General features: G+C 72.5%; 12 protein-coding genes and 1 rRNA gene. 5 read left to right on the forward strand and 8 right to left on the reverse strand.

Annotation, left to right across the window (positions count from 1 at the left end; translation table 11 throughout):
* Nucleotides 1-43 precede the first annotated feature (43 nt).
* Nucleotides 44-160: ribosomal RNA gene (gene rrf / locus CG736_RS13220) — 5S ribosomal RNA — on the forward strand.
* A 592-nt stretch (nt 161-752) separates the two neighbouring features.
* Here rrf and CG736_RS38595 read toward each other — a convergent pair.
* Complete coding sequence (locus tag CG736_RS38595) at nt 753-2,873, reverse strand: alkaline phosphatase family protein (protein ID WP_100586414.1); 2,121 nt, start codon at nt 2,871-2,873, stop codon at nt 753-755.
* Between the two features lie 377 nt (nt 2,874-3,250).
* On the opposite strand from CG736_RS38595, the gene CG736_RS37060 reads away from it, so the two are divergent.
* Nucleotides 3,251-4,483, forward strand: a complete 1,233-nt coding sequence (locus CG736_RS37060) for a C40 family peptidase (RefSeq protein ID WP_198520484.1) — start codon at nt 3,251-3,253, stop codon at nt 4,481-4,483.
* Between the two features lie 57 nt (nt 4,484-4,540).
* On the opposite strand, the gene CG736_RS13250 is transcribed toward CG736_RS37060, so the two are convergent.
* The 7 genes from CG736_RS13250 to CG736_RS37065 all read right to left on the reverse strand — a co-directional run bounded on the left by CG736_RS13250 (nt 4,541) and on the right by CG736_RS37065 (nt 15,090).
* The gene (locus CG736_RS13250; RefSeq protein ID WP_100586415.1) at nt 4,541-6,391 is read right to left on the reverse strand and encodes an alpha-keto acid decarboxylase family protein; all 1,851 of its coding nucleotides are present in this window, start codon (nt 6,389-6,391) and stop codon (nt 4,541-4,543) included.
* A complete protein-coding gene (locus CG736_RS13255) occupies nt 6,388-8,481 on the reverse strand; it encodes an NAD(P)/FAD-dependent oxidoreductase (RefSeq protein ID WP_100586416.1) in 2,094 nt (697 codons plus the stop codon). The genes CG736_RS13250 and CG736_RS13255 overlap by 4 nt, the downstream gene beginning before the upstream one ends.
* Before the next feature lie 26 nt (nt 8,482-8,507).
* The gene (locus CG736_RS13260) at nt 8,508-10,001 is read right to left on the reverse strand and encodes a Dyp-type peroxidase (protein WP_198520485.1); all 1,494 of its coding nucleotides are present in this window, start codon (nt 9,999-10,001) and stop codon (nt 8,508-8,510) included.
* A gap of 228 nt (nt 10,002-10,229) precedes the next feature.
* Nucleotides 10,230-11,408: an alpha/beta hydrolase gene (locus CG736_RS13265; RefSeq protein ID WP_100586417.1), complete on the reverse strand. Its 1,179-nt coding sequence runs from the start codon at nt 11,406-11,408 to the stop codon at nt 10,230-10,232.
* Nucleotides 11,409-11,553: 145 nt separating this feature from the next.
* Nucleotides 11,554-12,726: an alpha/beta hydrolase gene (locus tag CG736_RS13270; RefSeq protein WP_100586418.1), complete on the reverse strand. Its 1,173-nt coding sequence runs from the start codon at nt 12,724-12,726 to the stop codon at nt 11,554-11,556.
* 166 nt (nt 12,727-12,892) lie between these two features.
* Nucleotides 12,893-14,539: a PxKF domain-containing protein gene (locus CG736_RS13275; RefSeq protein WP_100586419.1), complete on the reverse strand. Its 1,647-nt coding sequence runs from the start codon at nt 14,537-14,539 to the stop codon at nt 12,893-12,895.
* 278 nt (nt 14,540-14,817) lie between these two features.
* Nucleotides 14,818-15,090: a hypothetical protein gene (locus tag CG736_RS37065; protein ID WP_198520486.1), complete on the reverse strand. Its 273-nt coding sequence runs from the start codon at nt 15,088-15,090 to the stop codon at nt 14,818-14,820.
* Between the two features lie 1,573 nt (nt 15,091-16,663).
* Between CG736_RS37065 and CG736_RS13285 the strand changes: the two genes are divergently transcribed.
* From CG736_RS13285 to CG736_RS13295, 3 genes are read left to right on the forward strand one after another with little or no spacing between them, the layout of a single operon-like run.
* Complete coding sequence (locus CG736_RS13285; RefSeq protein ID WP_100586420.1) at nt 16,664-17,713, forward strand: AfsR/SARP family transcriptional regulator; 1,050 nt, start codon at nt 16,664-16,666, stop codon at nt 17,711-17,713.
* A gap of 60 nt (nt 17,714-17,773) precedes the next feature.
* Nucleotides 17,774-19,987: a TOMM precursor leader peptide-binding protein gene (locus tag CG736_RS13290; protein ID WP_100586421.1), complete on the forward strand. Its 2,214-nt coding sequence runs from the start codon at nt 17,774-17,776 to the stop codon at nt 19,985-19,987.
* On the forward strand, nt 19,980-21,938 hold the full coding sequence (locus tag CG736_RS13295) for a TOMM precursor leader peptide-binding protein (RefSeq protein WP_100586422.1): 1,959 nt from the start codon (nt 19,980-19,982) through the stop codon (nt 21,936-21,938). The genes CG736_RS13290 and CG736_RS13295 overlap by 8 nt, the downstream gene beginning before the upstream one ends.
* Nucleotides 21,939-21,972: the final 34 nt, after the last annotated feature.

A 21,972-nucleotide genomic window follows, 5' to 3' on the forward strand; every position in this document is an offset into this window, starting at 1 on the left:
ACCCCGTTCACCAACGGGTTCCGGTTCGACAGTTTCATAGTGTTTCGGTGGTCATAGCGTGAGGGAAACGCCCGGTTACATTCCGAACCCGGAAGCTAAGCCTCACAGCGCCGATGGTACTGCAGGGGGGACCCTGTGGGAGAGTAGGACGCCGCCGAACAATTTTTCAGGGAAAGCCCCTCGCCTTTATGGCGGGGGGCTTTTTCGCGTTCCCGGGGGAATCCGGAGATGTGGGGCTCCGACCTGCGGGGATGAAACGGGCCGGGCCGACCCGGGCGTGTGCTGCCCCGACGGCTTCCCGCTCCTCGGCGCTCAGCTGGGCGAGGGCGACCGGGAAGACACCGTCCTGCTCCTTGAGGTGGTGCCGAGAACGGGGCGAGTGGCGGGAGGGCGAAGCCGAGGGCGGTCAGTGCTGGCACCAGGGTCTGCTTGCCAGAGGTTGGCGCGGTGGGTCTGTCCGCGGCACCGCCGTCGGGCCGGCGGACTTCCTGCACCGCGCGCTCACCGAGGCGGACGCCCGCCTGCCGGTCGACTCCGGGGCCGTCCGCTTCGGCCACCCGTACGACACCCGCCTCCGCCCGGTGACGCTCACGGCGGGCACCGCCCTGCCCTCCCGTTCGAGGGCCCGGACATGCTCCGCGGCCTGGCCCTCGTCGGCGCCCTGGCGGTCGTCCCCCCGGGCGGAGTCGCGGCCGGGGGGACGGCGGAGGTGCTGGACGTGCCCGGCCGCTGATCGCGGCCGGGGTGCTGCGTCAGTTCCAGATGTCGTTGAGCGGGGTGGCGAACTGGTCGTTCTGGGTCAGGCGGCCGGGGAGGCCCAGGCCCTGTTCGACGGTGCGCAGGACGCTGTAGTGGTTGTACGGGGCGGGGGAGCGGTAGCCGGGCTTGGTGAGGCCGGGCGAGCTCGTGACGATGGTGGGGATGCGCTGGCCGTGGTTGTTGTCGTCCTCGTCGAAGGTGATGACGAGCACGGAACGCTGCTGCGTCCAGGCGGGGGAGGCGAACAGCTTCGGGAGGTTGGTCCGCATCCAGGTGTCGCCGGTGGCGACGTCGCAGTTGTGCATGGTGTTGCAGCTGTTGGGTTCGAACCAGACGAAGTCAGGGGTGGTGGCGGTGGATTGGAGGTCGGACCAGAGCCGGGTGATCGGCTGCAGCTTGTCCTGGCAGCGGGCCGCGTCTCCGGTGACGTCCTTGAAGTAGACGAACGGGATGTTGTCCGCGTCGTAGTTGCCGCTGGAGCTCAGGTTGCAGGGCGACTTCATGTCCTCGACGTAGCCGCGCCAGGACCGGCCGGCCTGCTCGACCAGGTTGCCGAGGTGCGGCGAGGTGAGCGCGCCGGTCAGCGCCGGGTAGGGGTTGTCGGTCCGGCCGAAGGTGGAACCCCCGGACACGGCGAGGTAGTTGGGGTCGCTGGGGTGGACGACGCCGTAGGACTGGGTGAGCGTGACGCCGCTGTTCGCCAGCTGGTTCAGGTAGGGCGCGGCGGAGCTGCCGATCACCTGGTCGTAGGACCTGTTCTCCAGCATCACGAAGAACACGTGGTCCAGCGACGGCACTTGGGACGCGACCGGGGCCGGCAGGGCGGGGGCGGGGACGGCGGCCGAGATGGTCAGCGACAGGTTGTCGGCGTAGGCGTCGTTGTACGCGGTGCCGGTGCGGCTCGACTCGCGGGTCAGCTGCAGCACGACGGCGATGCTGCGGGTGCCGACGGGCAGCGCGCCGGTGGCGGTGCGCTGGAGCAGGGCGGTGGCCAGGCCGCGGTCGGTGGCGCTGACCGGCCCGATCCGGGTGGTGCCGAGGGACGCGCCGGAGCTGCCCCGGAACGTGGCGGTGAGGGTGGCGGTGGAGTTCTCCACGGCGTAACCGCCCAGCCAGCCCGAGAGGTTGTACGTCACCCCGCCGGCGTCGATCCGGTCGGCCGCCGCCGACACGTCGGCGGTCTGCGAGAGCGTGGAGCTGCCGACCGGGCCGCCGGAGAAGAAAGCGTTGCCGCGGTTGCCCGGCCCGGGGGTGCCGGTCGACGGGAAGCCGTTCGGCGCGCCGTAGGCCACGGCGGTCGGGACGCCGACGGCCTGCCAGCCCGGGAGCGTCACGCCGTCGTAGCCGCTGACGGAGGCGTCGGCGCACTCGGCGTCCCCGTTGACGATCAGGTTGGCGCTGCCCGTGGTCCCGGGCGCGGTGACGGAGAAGCGGGCGGGGCGGGCGAGTGCGGTGTAGCCGCCGCTGTAGAGGTAGTCGGCCAGGTAGGCGCCCGGGGCGAGCGCGTCGGTGGCGAGGGACACCGAGCCGGTCCCGTTCGGCGCGTAGGCCCAGGCGAGTGCCGGACTCCCGCCCGGCTGCTGGCCGTTGTCGGGGTAGACGCCGATCCAGTTGGTCGCGGAGACCCGGCCGGTGCCGTAGGAGGCGACCACCGCCTGGCCCTGGGCGTAGGAGGTCTGGCCGACGCACAGCATGCTGCTCTGCGTGTCGAGGACGGTCGAGGAGGTCACGGTGAACAGCACCGGTGCGGCCAGCGGGGCGTAGCCGTCGTTGGCGAGCAGGTACGTGAGGTAGCTGCCGGGCTGCAGGGAGCCCGCGGCCAGGGTGACCGTTCCGCTGCTGTTCGGCGCGTACGCCCAGGCCAGCGAGGCCGTCCCGCTGCCGGGGCCCTTCGCGGGGTCGGTGGGGTAGATGCCCACCCAGTTGGTGGCGGAGGGCTGACCGGTGCTGTACGTCACCGGCACGGCCGAAGTCCGGCCCTGGACGTAGCTGGTGGCGGCCATGCCGATCGAGCTGCCCGCGGCGGCGGCCGGGGTCGGTAGCAGCGGCACGAGCAGGGCGATGACGGCGAGCAGCAACAGGTGCAGCCGTCGGTGCGCGGAGGGGTTCCGCATGGAGGCACTCTCCTGAGGGTGGGAGGGCTTGGCGAATGGCGCGCGTCAGGATGGCAGGCCCGATGCCGCGGATTCAAGAACGCCCGACGGAACTCCTCGCGAAGCCCGGGTGAAGAGTTGTCCGGCCAACTCCGGTCGGCTCGGGCCGGCTCCAGGCGGCTGGCCTGCGGTGAAGCCTTCGCCGATCTTCCTCCGTTGTGTGACGATACGTCAGTTTCCGCTTTTGGCACGCATGTTGGCAGATCGTTGATAACATTGACAAGACGCCTGTGTCCTTATCGGGTTTGCACAATGTGGTCAACCGCCAATGCGCAGTCAATTCCCCTGTGTGAAATCCCCATTGATGCAATGTCAGGCCGCCGGAAGGATCCGCGGCTATGACTACGCGCGTAAACCTTCTGTCGCGGTGGCTGGTCGCCCCGCTCCGGTGGGCGGCTCTGCTGTCGTTGCTGGTGTCGGTCGGAGTGTTCTTCGCCGGGGCCGGGGCGGCGCAGGCTGCGCCCGCTTGTGGGGTGCTGTCCACCGGTGCGGCATCGCAGGCGACCGCCGCCGTGCGATCCGCCTGCGGGCTGATCGGGACTCCGTACTCCTGGGGCGGCGGCCACGGTTCGCAGCCGGGGCCGACGTACGGGATCTGCGACTCCTCCAACGGCGCGCCCAACGACTGCAACGTCCGCGGCCTGGACTGCTCCGGGATGGTCCGCTACGCCTACTCGCTGGCGGTCGGTGCGGACGTCATCAACGGCACCACGCGGACGCAGTGGCCGACGTCCCGGGCGGTGGCCCGGTACTACCGGGCGGACGGGACGGCGCCGCTGCTTCCCGGCGACCTGGTGTACTTCGGGAACACGGCCTCCACCATCCACCACGTGGCGATGTACCTGGGGCAGGGCTGGATCGTCGAGGCCCCGTACTCCGGCGGGTACGTCCAGGTGGCGGCGCTGTCCTCGCACGGCGACTACTACGGTGCCATCCGGCTGTACGGCTCGGGCAACACCACCCCGGCGCCGAACCCGCCGCCGGCGGGTGGCGGGCAGTACTGGGTGAACACCTTCGCCAACGCGCCGGTGTTCGGCTCCCCGACCTCCACCAGCAGCACGGGGACGCTGTACCAGGGCACCAACTACGTGTACTGCAAGGCGTGGGGGCGCGAGGTGTCGAGCGGCGGCAGCTTCAACCACTGGTGGTTGAAGACCGACCCGGACGTCGGCCCGAGCAGCCAGTGGGTGTCGGCGTTCTACCTGTCCGGGTGGGGCAACGACGTGGCCAAGGACAACAACGGCACCGTCGTCCCGGACTGCGCGGGCGGCGGCGGCACCCCGGCCCCGACCGGCAAGTACTGGGTGGACACCTTCGCCGACGTGCCGGTGTACGCCTCCGCGACCTCGACCAGTGGCGGCCCCACGGGGACGCTGTACCAGGGCACCAACTACGTGTACTGCAAGGTGTGGGGCCGTGAGGTGTCGAGCGGCGGCAGCTTCAACCACTGGTGGTTGAAGACCGACCCGGACGTCGGCCCGAAGGGTCAGTGGGTGTCGGCGTTCTACCTGTCGCGGTGGGGCAACGACACGGCCAAGGACAACAACGGAGCGACCATCCCCAACTGCTAGCGCGGAACGCGGCCGGCCCCCGTCGAGGACGGGGGCCGGTTGCGTCGTTGCGGGAGGCTACGAGGACGGCGGGGGCGGGCAGTTGTCGTCGATCTTGTACTGGAGGGCCCTCGGGTAGTCGTGTCGGCTGAGGCGGACGCGGGCCAGGATCGGGGCGTGGTTGAGCTGGTTGGTGGGGTCGGCGAGGTCGGTGAGGAGGGCGTCGAGTTCGGCGTAGGTGCTGAGCTTGAAGCCGTGCATCTGGTCCTTCTCGCTTCCGAAGACCTGCGCCAGCTTCTCGTAGTGCCACGGGTGCAGCACGTTGTAGAAGTCGGCGCCGTCGGACGGCTTGCCCTGGTAGTAGCAGGGGCTGACCAGCATCTGCTCGATGCCGTAGAAGCCCTCGTTGTCGAGGACGAAGACCACCGGCCGCAGGTGGTTCCGGACCTGGGTGGACAGTTCCTGGCAGATCTCCTGGAACGAGCCGTCGCCGACGAAGACCATCGGGCGCTTGAGCGGCTGCTGCCGGCCGAGGGCGACGCCGGTGGCCGCGCCGACGGAGTAGCCGATGGACAGCCAGCTGTTCTGGGCCAGGAAGCCGGCCCGCTCGTTCATCCGCAGGTTCATCGAGCCGAGCAGCGCGAACCCCGCGTCGGAGACCACGGTGAACGGGGCGGGGGCCTCGGGGTCGCCGCCGGTGGCCTCGTTCTCCAGGAAGTAATTCATGCGTTCGAAGAAGCCGTCGTAGGTCAGCTCGGTCTTCTTGTGGTGCTTGGCGCTCAGCGAGCGCAGGAACTCGGCGGTGGTGGCGGGGACGTCCAGGCCCGCCTTGTGGGCCAGCGCGAAGTGGTCGTCGGGGAACGTCCTCCCCGCCAGGGCGGTCTTCAACGCAGGCACGAAGAACCGGAGTTGGACATCGGGGAAGTACATGGCGCCGACGCTGACGCCGCCGCGGGCCGCCACGATCCAGTCGTCGCCGATGGACTGCTCGCCGTTGAGGTTCTTGGAGGTGGACCACGTTCCCAGGCCGATCCGGCAGCCCGCGTTCTTGAAGGTGTCGCGGATCTCCGGGAGGCTCGCCTTGCCGTTGTAGACGCCGGCGAACAGCGGGTGCCGCTCGGAGACCACGGACTTCGCGCCGACCGTGGTGCAGAACTGCATCTTCGTGGCCTCGACGAACTCCAGCAGCTCGTCCTCCAGCCGCTGGTGCATCAGTTCCTCGCCGGCCCAGACGATCGGCGTCCTGAACTTCGTGATCAGCTCCACCGCCGCTGCGACGGCCTTCGTCAGGATGTCCTGGTTGCGCTTGGTGAACGGCCGCTCGTGCGCGCGCAGTTGACCCTGCGGCGGTTCGCAGGGCGCGTGCCAGAGGTCATCCATGATCTCCAGGTAGACGGGCTTGCGCTCGGTCAGGCAGGCGGTGATGGCGCTGTCGATCTGCGAGGGCGCCAGGCCGGGGTTGGAGAGCACCTGCGCGTCCACCGTGACCTGCCGGTAGACCTCCAGGTTGGCCTCCCGGCGCGGGCTCATGTGCGTGGTGAGCAGGCCCACCGCCTGGAAGTTGAGCCACTGCTCGTAGGACGGCGCGCCGTTGATCGCGATCAGCGGCACGTCCTCGACGTACGCGCCGCCGATGGTGTTGAGCAGGCTGAACGCGCCCACCCCGTACGTCACCGCGACGGCCGCGACGCCCTGTTCGGGCTGGTCGGGGGCGGCGTCGGCGAGCCGTACCCGGGCGTAGCCGTCCGCGGCGTAGCCGGCGCCCATCTCGGTGGGGGTGCCGACCCAGCGCACCGAGGTGGTTTCCTGCATGATCGTCAGGAACGGGCCGAGCAGGTCGCCCGGCACGCCGAACAGGTAGCGGATGCCCAGCTGTTCGAGCCTGGTGGCCAGGTAGCGGCCCACGGTCCATTCGGTGTTGCTGCTCATCGGTGCAGTGCCTCCTGCTGGTTCTCCTGGTGGAGCTGGGCTTCGGGCCGGAGCTGTCGTTTCGTCGCGGCCGGCGGGGCGGCCGCCCCGTGCACGGCGAGGGCCGCCCGGACGGCGGTCTCCACCGCGCCCTCGATCCAGGCGTGCTTGAGCGAGACGTGCTCGCCGGCGAAGTGCACCGGGCCTTCCGACTTGACCGCGTCGAGGTGGAAGCTGGTCATCTGGTGCGGGGTGTACACCGCGGCCTCACCGAAGGCGTACGGGTCGCGCAGCCAGCTCTGGGTCTTCCCGTAGCCGGTGTAGAACACCTCGATCCGACGGCCGTGCACCGACTGGAGGTTGCGCAGCGCGTACACGTACCGCTCGTCGTCCTCCATGGAGTCCCAGCGCGCCGCGTCGTCCGACCAGCTGTAGCTGGCGAGCACCACGCCGCCGCCGTCGCCGTCGGGCACCGGGTGGGAGGGGTAGTACATGAAGCGGTTCGGGTTGTCGGTGGTGGAGCCGCCGCCGAAGCAGTCGGTGGCGGGGCGGACGCTCGCCCGCAGCAGCGGGGTGTGCCGGTAGACCTCCAACTGGCCTTCGCTGATCCGGCGTTCGTCCACGCTGCGGTGGGCGCCGAGCAGCGTCTCCGGCAGGTCGCGCGGCGGCCGGTGGCCGTTGTGGGCGGCCGCCACGGCCGCCTCGGCGTCGTCCTCGCCCGCCCGCTGGTAGTACTCGTACAGGCCCGGTGCGATGGAGTCGAGTTCGGCCTGCCAGCCCGCCTCGGTGAACTCCCACCAGCGGCGGGAGAACTCCAGCAGCACCTTGGTGGCCTGGTCGTAGTGGGTCTCGATGATCGCCCGGCGCTTCTTGTAGGAGAACGGCGGCGTCACCTGGACGAAGGTCAGCGCGGAGAACGGCACCGTGACGATCGCCAAGTCGCCCTTCCAGACGGTGGGTTCGGCATCCGGCTGGTCCTCGGGGACGGTGTGGACGGCGACCTGAGCCCCGACCGGGCCGACGTCCCGGGCTCCCTGGCCGTCCCGGCGCGGGTCCCAGTACTCCATGCGGATCATCCGCCGGCCCATCCGGAGCTCGTCCTGGAGCTGCTCGGCGAGGGTCTCGGGCAGCATCCGGGTGCCGCCCTCGATCTCCCAGTAGGTGGCGTTCGGGTTGATGTCGCTGCGGCCCAGGAAGGAGTGGAAGAAGGCCAGGTGCAGCCGGGAGGTCATGTTCTCGATGGTGCCGATCGCCTCGACGGCCTCGTCGCTGAAGCCGGCGTACTCGCGCAGGAAGCGGCCCATCGAGAAGCCGTCGAAGTCGTGGATCACCCGGGCCCAGCCGTCCAGCCACTCGGCGAACGGCTTGTTCACGCGCTGGCCGTCCTTGAGGTCCGAGTAGTAGTCGCGGACCGGGTCCAGCGCCTGGCTGATCATCGTGGCGGTGGTGATCCGCGCCTCCTCGCCGGTGAGGTGGAAGCCCTCGTTGATGCCGGTCGGGTCGTCGGCGTACTCCTTGCGGCGGGTCTGGATCCGGTTGGTGCGGATCCAGGAGTTGTTGCGCTTGACCGGTTCGCGGAACTCGGGGCTGTCGGCGCCGTACTTCCAGACCGTGCCGTCGAAGGACTCGTAGACCACCGGCGGGACGGGCGCGTTCTGGTTGCCGGTGTCGGGGTCGATGTCGACGTTGAAGAACAGCCGCCGCTTCAGGCCGAGGCTGTCGACCAGGGCGAGGGTGAGCGGGTGGAAGCTGGGCAGCCGCATCGCCCCGGCCTCCGCGTACTGCTTCGGGTCGTGGAACGGGCCGTCGCCCTCGCCCGCGCCGTCGTCGGCGTGGAAGGTCTTGATCCGGCCGCCCACCCGGCTGGCGTTGGCCTCCAGGATGGTGACGTTGTGTCCGGCGTCCTTGAGCAGTTTGCCGGCGACCAGGCCCGCGATGCCCGCGCCGATGATCAGCACGTCCTTGCGGGCGCCGTTCGGCGGGATGCCGTCCTTGACCAGGACGTCGAGGTACCGCAGCTTCAGGTCCTCGTCGTCCGGGCCGATCAGCAGCAGCTCGCGCGCCAGCTGTTGGGAGACGTGCCGGGCGCTGCCGGTGTCCGGGGTCTTCATGGGTGCCTCCTCGGTGGGCGGGTCGGTCAGGAGCCGACGGGCGTGTTGGGGAGGTCCTGGCCCCCGGCCAGCAGCCGCAGCGTGCTGACCGAGGGGGTGAAGGCGTAGAGCGCGCCCGTGGTGCGGACGAAGCGCGGCATGTCGACGGTGCCGTGGGTGCCGTCCGCGAGCCCGATCGAGGCCTCGCCGGCGAGGCCGACGACCTTGTCGAAGCCGTTCGGGGCGGGCGTGGGGCCGTTCGACTGTCCGGGCGGGAACGTGTCGCTGTTGGCCCAGAACCGCTGGACCAGCTCGAACTGCTCCTCCAGCGAGGTGCCGTAACAGACGAACATCAGCCCGCGGTCCACGCCGTCGTCCGCGCCGCCCGGGAACTGCACGCCGTACGGGATGCCCCGGCGCATCAGCCGGTGGCTCTTCGGGTGGCCGTCGCCGATGCCGGCGAAGACCCGCGGGTGGGTGCGGCGGATGTGCGCGACCCACGGGGTGTGCTCGCCCGCCGGGTCGTTGCTGTAGTCGAAGTCGTTGCGGTCGCTGCCGACACCGGTCACGGTGCCGTTCGGCGGGGCGAGCGGCGTGCCGTCCTTGAACCGGCCGACCAGGCAGCCGCCGAGGCGGGTCGGGTCCATCGTCCCGGTGAACTTCGTGGCGCCTTCCACTACGGCCGCGTTCCAGCCCGCGACGTCCTGGCGCAGCCGGCGCACCACCTGGAGCGAGCCGTTCGCCATCCACTGCGGGGCCGTCCGGTCGCCCGCCTCGCTCTTGTGGCCGAAGACGAACTCGCCGGCCTCGATCATTTCGGTGCCGGGGTGGACGTCGCGGAAGCCGGGCTGGTCCGGGTTCTCCTGGTGGAAGTCCTTCACGCCGGGCTGGGAGATGCCGTCCTTGTAGCCGAAGTGCTCGTGGCCCTTCAGCGCGCCCGTCAGGGTGCGGCCCTCGTCCACGTGGACGCGGACGACCTGGTTGGCGGCCTCGACCGCGTCGAGGTTCTTCAGCTTCTCCTGCAGCAGTTCGTCGGTGTCCGCGGCGACGATCAGGACCGCGTGCACCACCTGGTCGCCGGTCCCGGCGCCGAACAGCCACTGCTTGGGGTCGCTGTCGCCGGTGTCCCCGAGGTCGGCGGCCCGGGCGGCGGCGCCCGCGACGAACGACGGGAACGGCTTCTCCAGGTCCGACCGGACCTGGGCGGGGTTCTTGGCGACGGTCGTCAGACCCTCGAAGGTGAGCGAGACCCCGCAGCGGACGACGGTGATGCCGGGGTCGCGGCCGAAGGCCCGGCGGGCCACCGAGAACTGCTCGTTGAAGTCCTCGGTCTCGCTGGTCGTCGCGACGGTGTTGAGGATCGCGGAGAGCCAGCCACGGCCCTTTGCGGCGTTCGGGAAGTGCAGGTACCGGAAGTCCATGAAGTCCTTGTTGAACGCCGCCAGGATGTTGCCCTGGATGTCGGTGCTCGTGCGCAGCATCGGCTGCGGCAGCTGCTCGATGGCGGGGACGGTGCTGGGGCGGGCGGAGGTGGTGGTCACGCTCGGGCTCCTCGGGTGCAGGCAGCGCTGATCACATGATGCGGTCGGCCGGATACTCAACGTAGCTTTCCGGTCGAGCGGCCCGCCAACCGGGCATCGGCCTTCCGAAGCCCTTCAGGACCCGTCCGGCGCACTGACGGTGTGCCATCGAACCAGGGGCGGCGAGGGGCGGCCCGAGCACGCGCGAGGCCGCCGGCGGGGAGCCGGCGGCCTCGGTGGCAGCACGGGTTACGGGTGGAAGGTGATCTCCGGGTTCTGCGGGGTCGGGCCGTCGAGGATCGGCCGGGAGACGCCCTTCAGTTGGAGGTCGAAGAACGCCGCGACGTACTGGCGGGTCAGCTCGACGCCGCGGGCCGCCGCGACGGTGGTGCCGGGCGGCTGGGGCATGCCGAGCGTCTCGAAGAACACCGGGTTGTCGGTGAACGTGCCGTGGTTGGAGCCGGCGACGGTGAGCCAGCGCTTCCAGCCGTCGAGGTGTGCCCAGGTCTCCGTCCAGGTGGGGTCCTCCTGGCCGGGGGCCGGCGGGTGGCCGATCATCAGGAACGGCCGGCCGCCGAGCCCGCCGGCGGGGACGGGGACGTTCATGGTGCCGTCCAGGTTCGCGCCGGCCCGCACCCGCGGGTCGGCCAGCATGGTCGGGACGGCCGCCGCGCCGCCCAGGGAGTGCCCGGCCATGCCGATCCGGCTGCGGTCGATCAGGTGGGCGTAGCGCCAGGCCGGGTGCGGGCGGTCGGTGAGCCGGTCGAGGACGAAGGAGACGTCCTTCGCCCGGCTCTCGTTCAGGGCCACCCGCTGCTGCTCACTGGGCGGGATGTCGCAGGCGGCACAGGTGGTGGTGTGCCCGTCGGGGAAGGTCGTGCCGGCGTTCTCGTAGGTGTGGTCGACCAGCGCGACGACGTACCCGCGGCTGGTCAAGTCCTCGGCCAGGCTGGTCAGTTCACTGCGGGGCATGGTGAAGCCGGGGGAGAGCACGATCAGCGGGAAGCGGCCGTGCTGCGGGGCTGCGTCGGTCCTGGACCAGGTCCGGGCGCCCGAGACCGCCTCGGTGGGGACGGTGTTGCCCGGCAGCTTCAGATCGAGCATGAGCCGTGCGGCCTCGGGCGTCATGTAGGGCGCCGGACTGCCCGTGCCCGGCTTGGCCGGGTAGTACATCGAGACCATCAGCTGACGCGGCCCGGCGGAGGGCACCCACGGGTCGGTCCGGTTCTGGTCGACCAGGTGGACGATCTCCCGGCCGACCGCGAACGGCCCGGTCGGGCGCGGGAGTTCGACGTGGACGTCCGCCGGGGCGCCGGACGCGGCGGCCGGCGCGGGGGCGGCCAGTGCGGGGGCGGCGGTGGCGACGGCGGACAGCGGCAGGGCGAGCAGCAGTGCCGCTGCCGCGGCGGTGCGCGGAATTCGGATCATGGCTCGTACCGTAGGCCGCACGCACGGAAGTTGACGTCCCGTCAGAGATGTAAGGGATTCCACTGAGGCGGCGCGGGGCGGTGGGCCGTCGCCCCTAAGGGATCGCCGGACGGTGCGGTCGGCGACCCCTCGGCGGCAGGGGCGGTTACGGGTGGAAGGTGATCTCGGGGTTCTGCGGGGTCGGGCCGTCGAGGACCGGCCGGGGAATGCCCTTCAGCTGGAGGTCGAAGAACGCGGTGACGTACTGACGGGTCAGCTGGACGCCGCGTTCGGGGGTGATCGTGGTGGTGGGCGGGTGCGGGAGGCCGAGCTGCTCGGCGAGCACTGGGATGTCGGTGAAGGTGCCGTGGTCGGAGCCGGTGACGGTCAGCCAGCGCTTCCAGCCGTCGAGGGCCGCCCAGCCGTCCGTCCAACTGGTGTCCTCCTGACCGTCCTCCGGCGGGTGGCCGAGCATCAGCAGCGGCTTGCCCTTCAGGCCCGTCGCGGGCACGCCGAAGTCCATGCTGCCGTCCAGGTTCACCCCGGCCCGGACCCGGTCGTCGGTCAGCATGGTCGGCACGGTGGCGGCGCCGCCGACCGAGTGCCCGGCCATGCCGATCCGGCTGCGGTCGATCAGGTGGGCGTAGCGCCAGGCCGGGTGCGGGCGGTCGGTGAGCCGGTCGAGGACGAAGGAGACGTCCTTCGCCCGGCTGGCGTCCAGACCGGCCCAGTCCTCCCTGGTCAGGAACTTGCCGCACATCACGCAGGTGGTGGTGTGCCCGTCGGGGAAGGTCGTCCCGTAGTTCTCGTAGGTGTGGTCGACCAGCGCGACGACGTAGCCGTGGCTGGTCAAGTCCTCGGCGAGGGCGGTCAGTTCGGTGCGCGGCATGGTGAAGCCGGGGGACAGGACGACCAGCGGGAAGCGGCCGTGCTGCGGGGCCGCGCCGGTCCTGGACCAGGTCCGGGCGCCCGAGACCACCTCGGTGGGGACGGTGTTGCCCGGCAGCTTCCCGTCCAGCAGGAGGCGCGCGGCCTCGGGCGTCATGTACGGCGCCGGGCCGTCCGTGCCCGGCTTGGCCGGGTAGTACATCGAGACCATCAGCTGACGCGGCCCGGCGGAGGGCACCCACGGGTCGGTCCGGTTCCGGTCGACCAGGTGGACGATCTCCCGGCCGACCGCGAACGGCCCGGTCGGGCGCGGGAGTTCGAGCTGGACGCTCGCCCGGACGGTGGCGGCGGCCGGCGCCGGGGCGGCCCACGCGGGCACGGCGGTGGCGGCGACGGACAGCGGCAGCGCGAGCAGCAGCACCGCCGAGGCAGTGCGACGAAGTCGAGTCATGCCTCGAACGGTAGGCGGCGGTACGGGAGTTGACGTCCGGTCGGAGATGTAGGGGAACCCACGGAGAAGGCGACGGCGTGCCGGCCGCGCCCCCTAGGGATCCACCCGGTGGCACGAGCGACGCCCGCCCCCGGGCGCTCTCCGTCCCGGGGCGGGCGTCTTCGTGTCAGCTGAACTGGAACAGGGCGGTGTGCAGGGTGCCGTCGTTCAGGCCGAGGGTGAACACCTGGCAGGTGCCGGCGTAGGCCCGGTCGGTCTTCCAGACGTAGTGGTAGCCGCCGTCGGCCAGGTCGTACGACAGCGCGCCGTCCCCGGCGGTGGTGGGCACGGGCGGGTCGAGCGGCGCGCCGGTGGTGCAGTCGACGTGCTGCGCGACCGGGTAGTCGCGGGCGATGACGTTCGGGCCGAAGTCGCCGCCCAGGGCGAACTTCATCGGGACCGCCCGCCCGGCGTGCATCCGGTTGACGGCGGGCGAGTTGGCGACCGGCGGCCGGAAGCCGCTGAACGGGTACGCGTAGGTGTACCGGCCGGCGACGGAGGCGGCGCTGGTGCCGGCCGGGGTGGTCACCCTGACGTCGACGGTGCCGCCGGCGCCCGCGGGAACGGTCGCCCTGAGGGTGCCGTCGTTGACGACGGTGACCCCGGTGGCCGGCGTAGCGCCGAACAGGACGGCCCGGGCGCCGGCCAGGTGGGCGCCGACGATCGTGACGGTGTTGCCGCCCGCATCGGGCCCGTGGCCGGAGCGCACCCCGGTCACCGTGGGCGCGACGGGGGCGACGGCCAGGCTGTACGGGCTGCTCCCGGTGGCGACCGTGCGGGTGACCGAGTCGGTGGCGGTGTCGATCACCGACAGGGTGCCGTCGTGGCTGTTGGCCACGTACGCGACGCCGCCGGCCGGGTCGGCCAGCACGCCGACGGGGGTGCCGCCGACCGGGACGGTGCCGGTGACGGTGGAGGTCGCCGTGTCGATCACCGAGACCGTGTTGTCGTACTGGTTCGTCACATAGGCGTGCGCGCCGTCCGGGGCGATCGACACGCTCCCGGGGCCGGTCCCGACGGGGATGACGCCGGTGACGGCGTTGGTGGCGGTCTCGATCACCGAGACGGTGTTGGTGCCGTAGTTCGCGCTGTAGACGCGGCTGCCGTCGGGGGAGACCGCCACGGCGGTCGGCATCCAGATCCGGCTGTCGGTGATCGTCTCGCTCAGGGAGTTGGTGGCCGTGTCGATCACCGAGACGGAACCGCCGATGAGGTTCGCGACGTACGCGTGGGCCCCGTCGGGGGCCACGGCGATGCCGAACGGCTGGCTGCCGACCGTCACGGTGGTGGTGACCGTCCGGGTGGCGGTGTCGATGACGTCGACGCCGCCCATCCGCGCGCTGACGTAGTGCCCGACGTAGGCGCGGGTCCCGTCCGGGGAGAAGGTCACCGGTCCGGGCAGTCGGCCGACCGCGATCGTCGAGGCGACGGTGCCGCTGGCGGTGTCGATCACGGAGATGGTGCTGCTGCCGTTGTTGACGACGTACGCCTGGGAGCCGTCCGGGGAGACCGCGACCGCCTGCGGGTAGGCGCCGACCGGGATGGTCGCGACCGGCGACGCCGTCGACGGGTCGTAGGCCGTGACCGAGTTCGCACGCGAGTTGGCGATGTAGACCAGTCGGTGCGCGGTGGTCTCCGGGGCCGCGTGCGCCGACGACACCGGCACGAGCACGGTGAGTGCGCCGAGCGCGCCGGCCGCCGAGACGACCGTCGCACGGTGCCGCAGCCGTCGAAGACGGCCCGGCGATCCGGCCCGTCCGTGGGGGACTGCCATGTGACTCCACCTCTCTGCTCGGCGCACCGACCGGGGATCTGCCCGTCGGACGCCGTGGGGGCTGTGGGGGTTGGGATGCAGGGGAGCCCCCGAGAAGCCTGGCCGACCGGGGCGCGTCGCACCAGGGCGCGCGACGGCGCTGACGTGTCATGTACCCGGCGCACAACCGCGGCGCGGCCTCGATCAACTTGCCTTGAACGATGGTGAGTTGTTGTTCCCGGCGAGGATGGGCGGTCGCCGGGCGGGAAGGGGCGGCGGTCTCGCGGTGGCGGTGACGGTCAGGAGGCGGGCCGTCGAGGATCGGCCGGGGGACGCCCTTCAAGTGGAGGTCGCGGCGGCGTCGATGGTGGCGCCGGGCCGCGGGGGAGGCCGAGCTGCTCGAAGAGCGGCGCGTGGTCGGTGAAGGTGCTGTGGTCGGAGCCGGCGACGGTGAGCCGGCGCTTCCAGCCGTCGACGCGGGGCCGGCCGGCCTTCCAGCCGGGGTCCTCCTGGCTGTCCGCCGCGCTGCCGATCATCAGGAACGGCTTGTCCTTGAGCCCGGTGACGGGCACCTGAGGGTCCGGGCTGCCGTCCAGGTCGACCCCGTCCCGGTTCCGGGCTGCGGACAGCAGGGCGCGACGGTCGCGCCGCCGCCGCTGGGGTGCCCGGCCATGCCGATGCGGTCACGGTCGACCTGGTGGGCGCGGCGGGGCGGGTGGTGAGTCGGCCGACGACGAAGGGGGCGTCCTTGGCGCGGTTCGCGACGATGCCCGCCCGGTCCGAGTCGGGCGTCAGCGCGTCGCACAGGACGCAGAGCAGGGTCCGGCCGTCGGGGAAGGTGGTGCCGGTGTTCTCGCCTGTGGTCGATCAGCGCGACGACATAGCCTCGGCTGGTCAAGTCCTCGGCCAGGCCGGTCGGTTCGGCGCACGGCATGGTGAAGCCGGGGGAGAGCACGAGCAGCGGGAGCCGGCGCTGCGGCGGCTGCGCGCCGGTCCTGGCCCAGGGCCGGGCGTCCGCGAGCGCCTCGGTGGGGACGCCGACCTCGGGCGGCGTGGCGTCCAGCAGGAGTCGGGCGGCCGCGTCAGGTGCGGGGCCGCCCCGTTCGGCCGGGTGGTACATCGACACCATCGGCCGGAGCGGCCCGGCGGACGGCACCCTGCGGGTCGGGTCCGCCCGGTCGAGCAGGTGCAGGATCTCCCGGCCGACCGCGTACGGACCCGCCGGGCGCGGGAGTTGGAGGTGAACGCCCGCCGAGACGCCCGCCGAGGCGGCCGCGGAGACGGACACCGGTAGCGGGAGGGCGCGGCGGCGGTCGGCGGCAGGGCGAGCAGCGCGGCTGCCGCCGCGGCAGTCGACGAAGGGCGGCGGCCATGGCGCCGACCGTAGCTGTGAGTTACGGGAATTGACGCCGCGTCAGGCCGGGCGCTTCCGGTGAGCGTGTCGGGCGCGCGGCCGAGCGGCGGTGGACTCGATCGAGGGCGCACGAGTCTGGCGCAGTTGTTGACGGTGCGCAATCATGGATGGTCACCGGTGGGCGTGGATCGATCAAGCGGGCGGCTCGGCCGTGCGCGGGGTCGTGGCGGCCGGTGGTCGTGCCCGTTGCCCCCTGTGCGGAAGGACGATGCCGGATGCCGAATCGGACGAGTGCCGCGCCGCCGCGGTGGGGGCCGGCCATTGCTGTGAGTGTCATTAATTTTCGCTGGAGTTGATGCTTCCACTGCTTCCGCATTGCTTACGCTTGCCGTCCTTCGGGCAGGCGTGCCGATGGCCAGTGCGGTGGGGGGGAGGTGACGCCCAGGCAAACGGTCAGTATGCGTACTGGTGGGCCGCGAAGCGCTGTGGCCTTGGCCTTTACCGGCGTGCGTGCGGTTGGAGTCGGCCTCCCGCGCGTCATGCAAGTGTTTGCAGAAATTCGCTGAAATGCCGTTCGCGACCATTGACGTGACTCAACGTCAGCTCATACGGTCTGGCCTTGTCGTACTGGGCGGTAGCAGCTCGGGCGAATGCGCAGGACAGGTACGGACCATGCTGCCCGGGGGCGGCGTGGTGCGATGTCGATCGTTCGTCGGCAGGGGTGTCTTCGGCATGCCCTGCGGTGGTCGGGATCGTCGGATCGAGAGCGTCGGAAGGGGAGCGGGGTGAGCATGGCAGCGGAAGCCGGAGCCGGCGGCGGCGCCAGATTCACCGTCCTCGGCCTGCTGGCGATCGCCGACCGCCGAGAGACGGCGGTCCTCCAACCCTCCAAGCCCGCCTCGCTGTTGGCGGCGCTGCTGACCAGGCCGAACGCGGTCGTGCCGGTGGAGTCGCTGCAGCGGGCGATCTGGGGCGAGGAGATCCCGGCGACCGCCAAGGCGGCCCTGCACTCGTGCGTGCTGCGGCTGCGGCGGCTGTTCGCCAAGTACGGCATCTCCGGCAGCACCATCGAGGCGCTGCCCGGCGGTTACCGGATGACCGTCGACACCCGCACCCTCGACCTGCTGGAGTTCCGCGACCTGCTCGCCCGGGCCGACAGGGCCGCCGAACCGGCGGCCGAACTCGCCCTGCTGCGCGCCGCGTTGGCGCTCTGGCAGCCGCCGGTGCTGGGCAACGTGCACTCCGACGTGCTGCACCGCGAGGAGGTGCCGCGGCTCTCCGAGGAGTGGCTGCGGACCGTCGAGCGGGCCTACGACATCGAGCTCGCCCTCGGGCGATGTCGCGAAGTACTCGCCGAACTGTGGTCGTTGGCCCGGTCGCACCCCGCCCACGAGCGGTTCTGGGAGCAGCTGATCGAGGCCCTGCACCGCACCGGCCGACGCGCCGACGCACTCGCCGAGTACCGGCGGGTCCGCGACCACCTGAGCGACGAACTCGGCGTCGAACCGGGCCCCGCCCTGCGACGCCTCGAACTCGCCGTGCTGCGCGGCGAATCGCTGACGCCCGACGCCGCGCCGGCCGTCCGGGAGCTGACCCGCCGGGCAGCCGCCGCCGCCGTCCGGCCCGATGCCGAACCGACCGGCGCGCCGGGCGGGACGGCCGACTCCACCAGCGGAGACGTCGTCCTGGCCGGTCTGGTGCAGGCCGGGCTGCTGGCCGAAGGCCCCGGGGGCCACTACCACGTGCACGAGCTGCTGCGGGCCTTCACCCGTGCCGCGGCGGGCAGTTGGGCCCGCGCCCCGGGGGAGCAGGACCCGGCGCCGCCCGCATCCTGCGCCTGACCGCTTCCGTCCGTGCGGCCCCGAGCCGCTCCGTTCGCGTACCACTGAGGTGTGAGGGACATGCCCCCGTTCGAGGAGATCGCCGACAGCCGTCCACGGATCCGGCGCGACGTGCTGTACACCCAGACCCCCGAGGGGGTGCTGTTCCACAACGCCCACGGCGGGTTCGGCGTCACCGCCAAGGACGCCTACCGCTTCGCCTCGCTGATCGTGCCGCACCTGAACGGCCGTCACACCGTCGCCGAGATCAGCCAGGGCTTCGGCGAGCACCACCGCACCATGTTCGCCGAGCTGGTGCGCACCCTCTACACCCGCGGCTTCGCCCGCGACGCCGGCCCCGCCCCCGACGGCCCCTCGCCGCTCACCCCCGAGGCCGTCGCCCGGTTCGGCCCGCAGATCGAGTACGTCGACCACTACGTGGGCGACGCCGAGGAGCGCTTCCACCGCTTCCGGGAGACCAGGGTCGCCGTCCTCGGCACCGACGAACTCGCCCGCTGGGCCGTCCTCAGCCTGGTCCGCAACGGCTGCGCGACCGTCGGCGTGCTCCCCGAGCTGACCGAACTCGCCGGCTTCGCCGAGATCGAGACCGAGACCGCCGCCCTCGCCAAGGCCGGCTGCCCCGCCACCGTCGCCACCCTCGCCGCCGGCGGAACCGACCGCGGATGGGCCGAACTCGACGGCTACGACGTGGTGCTGGTGACCGGACCGGACGGCGCCCGGCAGGTCGTCCGCCTGCTGGAGGCCGGCCCCCCCGACGGCCGCCTGCTGCTGCCCGCGTGGACCATCGGCGGCAGCGCCGTCATCGGCCCGCTGATGTCCGCCGACCGCACCGGCTGCTGGATGTGCGCCGCACTGCGCCTCGGCGCCGGCGCCCGGGCCGGCGACGCCGCCGAACTGTGGAGCGGCCTCGCCCCGCTCGCCCCGCTGAGCACCGGCAGCCGCCGCCCGCACGGCCCGCTCGCCGCGATGCTCGGCAACCTGCTCGGCTACGAGGTCTTCCGGATCACCACCGGCGCCCTGCCCGCCGAGACCGACGGCCGCCTGCTGCTCCAGGACCTCGACTCCCTCGACGTGGTCGCCGAGCCGCTGCACCCGCACCCGCGCTGCGCCCGCTGCACCACCCACGACGGCACCGACCTGGTGACCCTCGACCTCGACGGCCTCGACCTCGCCGGGGCCGGACGCGAGGAGGACTTCTCCACCGAGGACGGCGCGTCCGAGGCCGCGCTCGCCGAACTCGACGCCCGCGCCGTCCTGGTGGGCCCGCACGCCGGCGTGTTCGCCCGGTACGCCGACGACGACTGGCGGCAGACCCCGCTGAAGGCCGGCACCGTCACCCTGGACCTCGCCCCCGGCGTGCACCGCACCGTCTCCGCCGGCGACGTCCACCACGTCGCGGGAGCCCGGTTGCGCGCCCTGTACCGGGCCGCGGAGGTCTACGTCGAGCACGCCGTGCCACCCGTGACGGCCGCCGAAAGCACCGAACTCCCGCGCGTGCGGCCGGAGTTGCTGAGCACCGCCAGTGGCGTCCCGGCCGGCACCGTCCGCGGCTGGAGCCCCGCCGCCTCGCTGCAGAGCGGCGAGCGGACCCTCGTCCCCGTCGCGGCGCTGCGCACCTTCGGCCCGCACAACCGCGACCGCGCCTTCGAAGCCACCTCCGCCGGCACCGGCGCCGGCGGCACGATCGCCGAAGCCACCGCGCGCGGCCTGCGCACCGCCCTCGGCTACGACGCGCTGCGCCGCGCCCTGCGCGGTCGACTGGACGTGCGGGAGCTGCCGTTGGAGATCCTCGGGCGGGATGCACAGCTCACCTTCCTGGGCCGCTCGGCGCAGAACCACGGCCTGGCGCTGGAACTGCTGCGCCTCGGCGGCGCCGACGAGCCGCTGCCGGTGGTGCTGGCCCGGGCCGCGGACGAGACCACCGGCCGGCACCGCTGGACGCTCGGCAGCGGCCTCGGCCTGCGCGACGCCGTATTGGAGGCCGTCCGCGACCTGCTCACCGCGGTGCAGCTGGACCGCGACCCGGCCGCCGGGGCGCAGGGCGGCAGCGACGCCGGCGACCCGCTGATCGGCGAGCTGGACCCGGCCGTGCTGACGTCCGCCGGAGCGGCCGAGGCGGAGCTCGGCGGGTACCTGGAGTGGCCGCAGACGCTGGAGCGGCTGCGCGCCGCCGGCCGGGACGTCCTGCTCGCCCCGTGCGGCCCGGCCGACCTGCGGGCCGGGCGGATCGAGGTGGTCAAGGTGCTGCTCACGGACGGGACTTCGGATGTCTGAGGACGTCCTGGACCGTCCGCCCGGCACCGCCGCCGCTCCGGTGGGGGTGGCGTACGCCGGCCCTTGGGACGAGTTCTTCGCGGCGCTGGCGGCCGAGTTGACGGACCGTGGGGTCGGGCCGGCGGAGCTGTCGCTGCTCGGCGCGCGGGACGAGCTGACGGTGGGTGAGGAGCCGGAGCGACGGGGCGGACGGCCGGTGCCGGTGCACCTCTACGGGCACCACGCCACCGTCGGGCCGGACAGCCCGCCGGTCGTGGGCGGGAAGGCCTCGCCGTGCCCGCGCTGCCTGGCGCGGCGTTGGCAGGCGGTGCGCTCCGGGCAGCTGCGCGACGCGCTGGAGCTCGGGTCCGGCACCCGGGCGGCGGGTCGTCCGCCGTTCGCGGTGCCGTTCCTGACCGACGCGCTGGCCGCGCTGCTGGCGGCCCGCGCCGAGGGCGGTCCGCGGGTGCGCGAGGGGCTTCCGGTGGTGCACCTGCTGGACCTGGAGACGCTGCGGGTAAGCGGTTTCCCGTTGCTCACGGACGCCGAGTGCCCGCGCTGCGAGCACCGCGTCGAGGACAGCGCGGAGGCGGCCCGGATCGAGCTGGCGAGCCGTCCCAAGCGGGCGGTGGACGACTTCCGGCTGCGGCCGGTGGAGGAGTACGGGCTGTCCCTGCCGGCGTTCGTCAACCCGGTGGCGGGGATGCTCGGGCCGTCGGTGGTGCCGGACCTGGTGTCCGCCTCCACCTCGTCCACGGTCGGCTGCTTCACCATGCGCTCCGGCGACTACCTGCGGGAGTGCTTCTGGGGCGGCCACACGGCCAGCTACCGGGCCAGCACCGAGGTCGGCCTGCTGGAAGGGCTGGAGCGGTTCGCCGGGATGCGGGCGCGCGGCAAGCGCACCACCGTGGTCGCCGCCCTGGACGAGCTCGGCGAGCAGGCGCTCGACCCCCGGGTCTGCGGCCTGTACACCGAGGAGTTCCACCGGGCCACCGGCGTCCGCCCGTTCTCGCCGAGCACCCCGATCCCGTGGGTGTGGGGCTGGTCGCTGCGCGACGAACGGCCGCTGCTGGTCCCGGAGATCCTGGCGTACTACCACGCGCCCGGCGGGCTCACCCACCGCTTCGTCCAGGAGAGTTCCAACGGCTGCGCGTCCGGCGGCAGCCTGGAGGAGGCGATCTACTACGGCCTGATGGAGGCCGTCGAACGGGACGCGTTCCTGATCGCCTGGTACGGACAGCTGGCGCTGCCCGAACTCGACGGCCGCAGCAGCAGCCGCCCGCAGACCAGGGCGATGGTCGACCGGCTGGAGATGTACGGCTACCGCGCCCGGTTCTTCGACACCCGGATCACCTTCCCCGTCCCGGTGGTGACCGCCGTCGCCGAACGTCTCGACGGCGGCCCCGGCCGGCTCTGCTTCGGCGCGGGCGCGAGCCTCGACCCGGAGGCCGCGCTCTGGGCCGGCCTGTGCGAGATCGCCACCGACGCCGTCAACCTGCGCAGCCGCACGGCCCGTGAGGAGCGCCGACTGCGGGCGATGGCCGAGGACTTCGACCGGGTGCGGGTGCTGCACGACCACCCGCTGGTGTACGGGCTGCCCGAAATGGCGCAGTACGCCGACTTCCTGCTGAAGCGTCGGGACGGGCCCGGGCCGGTGCCCGTCGGCAGGCTCGCGGACGGCTCGATCGCCCCGTCCGAGGACCTCCGCACGGACCTGCGGCGGTGCGTCGACGCGGTCGCCGCGGCCGGGTTCGACGTGGTGGTGGTCGACCAGACGATGCCCGAGCAGCGCGCGTCCGGCCTGCACACCGCCTCCGTGCTGGTGCCGGGGCTGCTGCCGATCGACTTCGGCTGGCAGCGCCAGCGAGCCCTGACCATGCCCCGGCTGCGGACCGCGCCCCGCGAAGCCGGACTGCGCCCGCACGACCTGCGGGCCGACCAGCTCAACCCCGCACCGCACCCCTTCCCCTGAGCCCCGCCCGGCCTGCTCCCCCCGACAGCGGGGG

It is taken from the genome of Kitasatospora sp. CB02891, assembly GCF_002803145.1.
Taxonomy (GTDB): domain Bacteria; phylum Actinomycetota; class Actinomycetes; order Streptomycetales; family Streptomycetaceae; genus Kitasatospora; species Kitasatospora griseola.

What these genes read in the sequence shown, in the direction of transcription:
- CG736_RS13285 (WP_100586420.1), top strand. Translation starts at nt 16,664, where the DNA reads ATGGCAGCGGAAGCCGGAGCCGGCGGCGGCGCCAGATTCACCGTCCTC.
- CG736_RS13250 (WP_100586415.1), bottom strand. Translation starts at nt 6,391, where the DNA reads ATGAGCAGCAACACCGAATGGACCGTGGGCCGCTACCTGGCCACCAGG.
- CG736_RS13255 (WP_100586416.1), bottom strand. Translation starts at nt 8,481, where the DNA reads ATGAAGACCCCGGACACCGGCAGCGCCCGGCACGTCTCCCAACAGCTG.
- CG736_RS13270 (WP_100586418.1), bottom strand. Translation starts at nt 12,726, where the DNA reads ATGACTCGACTTCGTCGCACTGCCTCGGCGGTGCTGCTGCTCGCGCTG.
- CG736_RS38595 (WP_100586414.1), bottom strand. Translation starts at nt 2,873, where the DNA reads ATGCGGAACCCCTCCGCGCACCGACGGCTGCACCTGTTGCTGCTCGCC.
- CG736_RS13295 (WP_100586422.1), top strand. Translation starts at nt 19,980, where the DNA reads ATGTCTGAGGACGTCCTGGACCGTCCGCCCGGCACCGCCGCCGCTCCG.
- CG736_RS13290 (WP_100586421.1), top strand. Translation starts at nt 17,774, where the DNA reads ATGCCCCCGTTCGAGGAGATCGCCGACAGCCGTCCACGGATCCGGCGC.
- CG736_RS13275 (WP_100586419.1), bottom strand. Translation starts at nt 14,539, where the DNA reads ATGGCAGTCCCCCACGGACGGGCCGGATCGCCGGGCCGTCTTCGACGG.
- CG736_RS37060 (WP_198520484.1), top strand. Translation starts at nt 3,251, where the DNA reads ATGACTACGCGCGTAAACCTTCTGTCGCGGTGGCTGGTCGCCCCGCTC.
- CG736_RS13265 (WP_100586417.1), bottom strand. Translation starts at nt 11,408, where the DNA reads ATGATCCGAATTCCGCGCACCGCCGCGGCAGCGGCACTGCTGCTCGCC.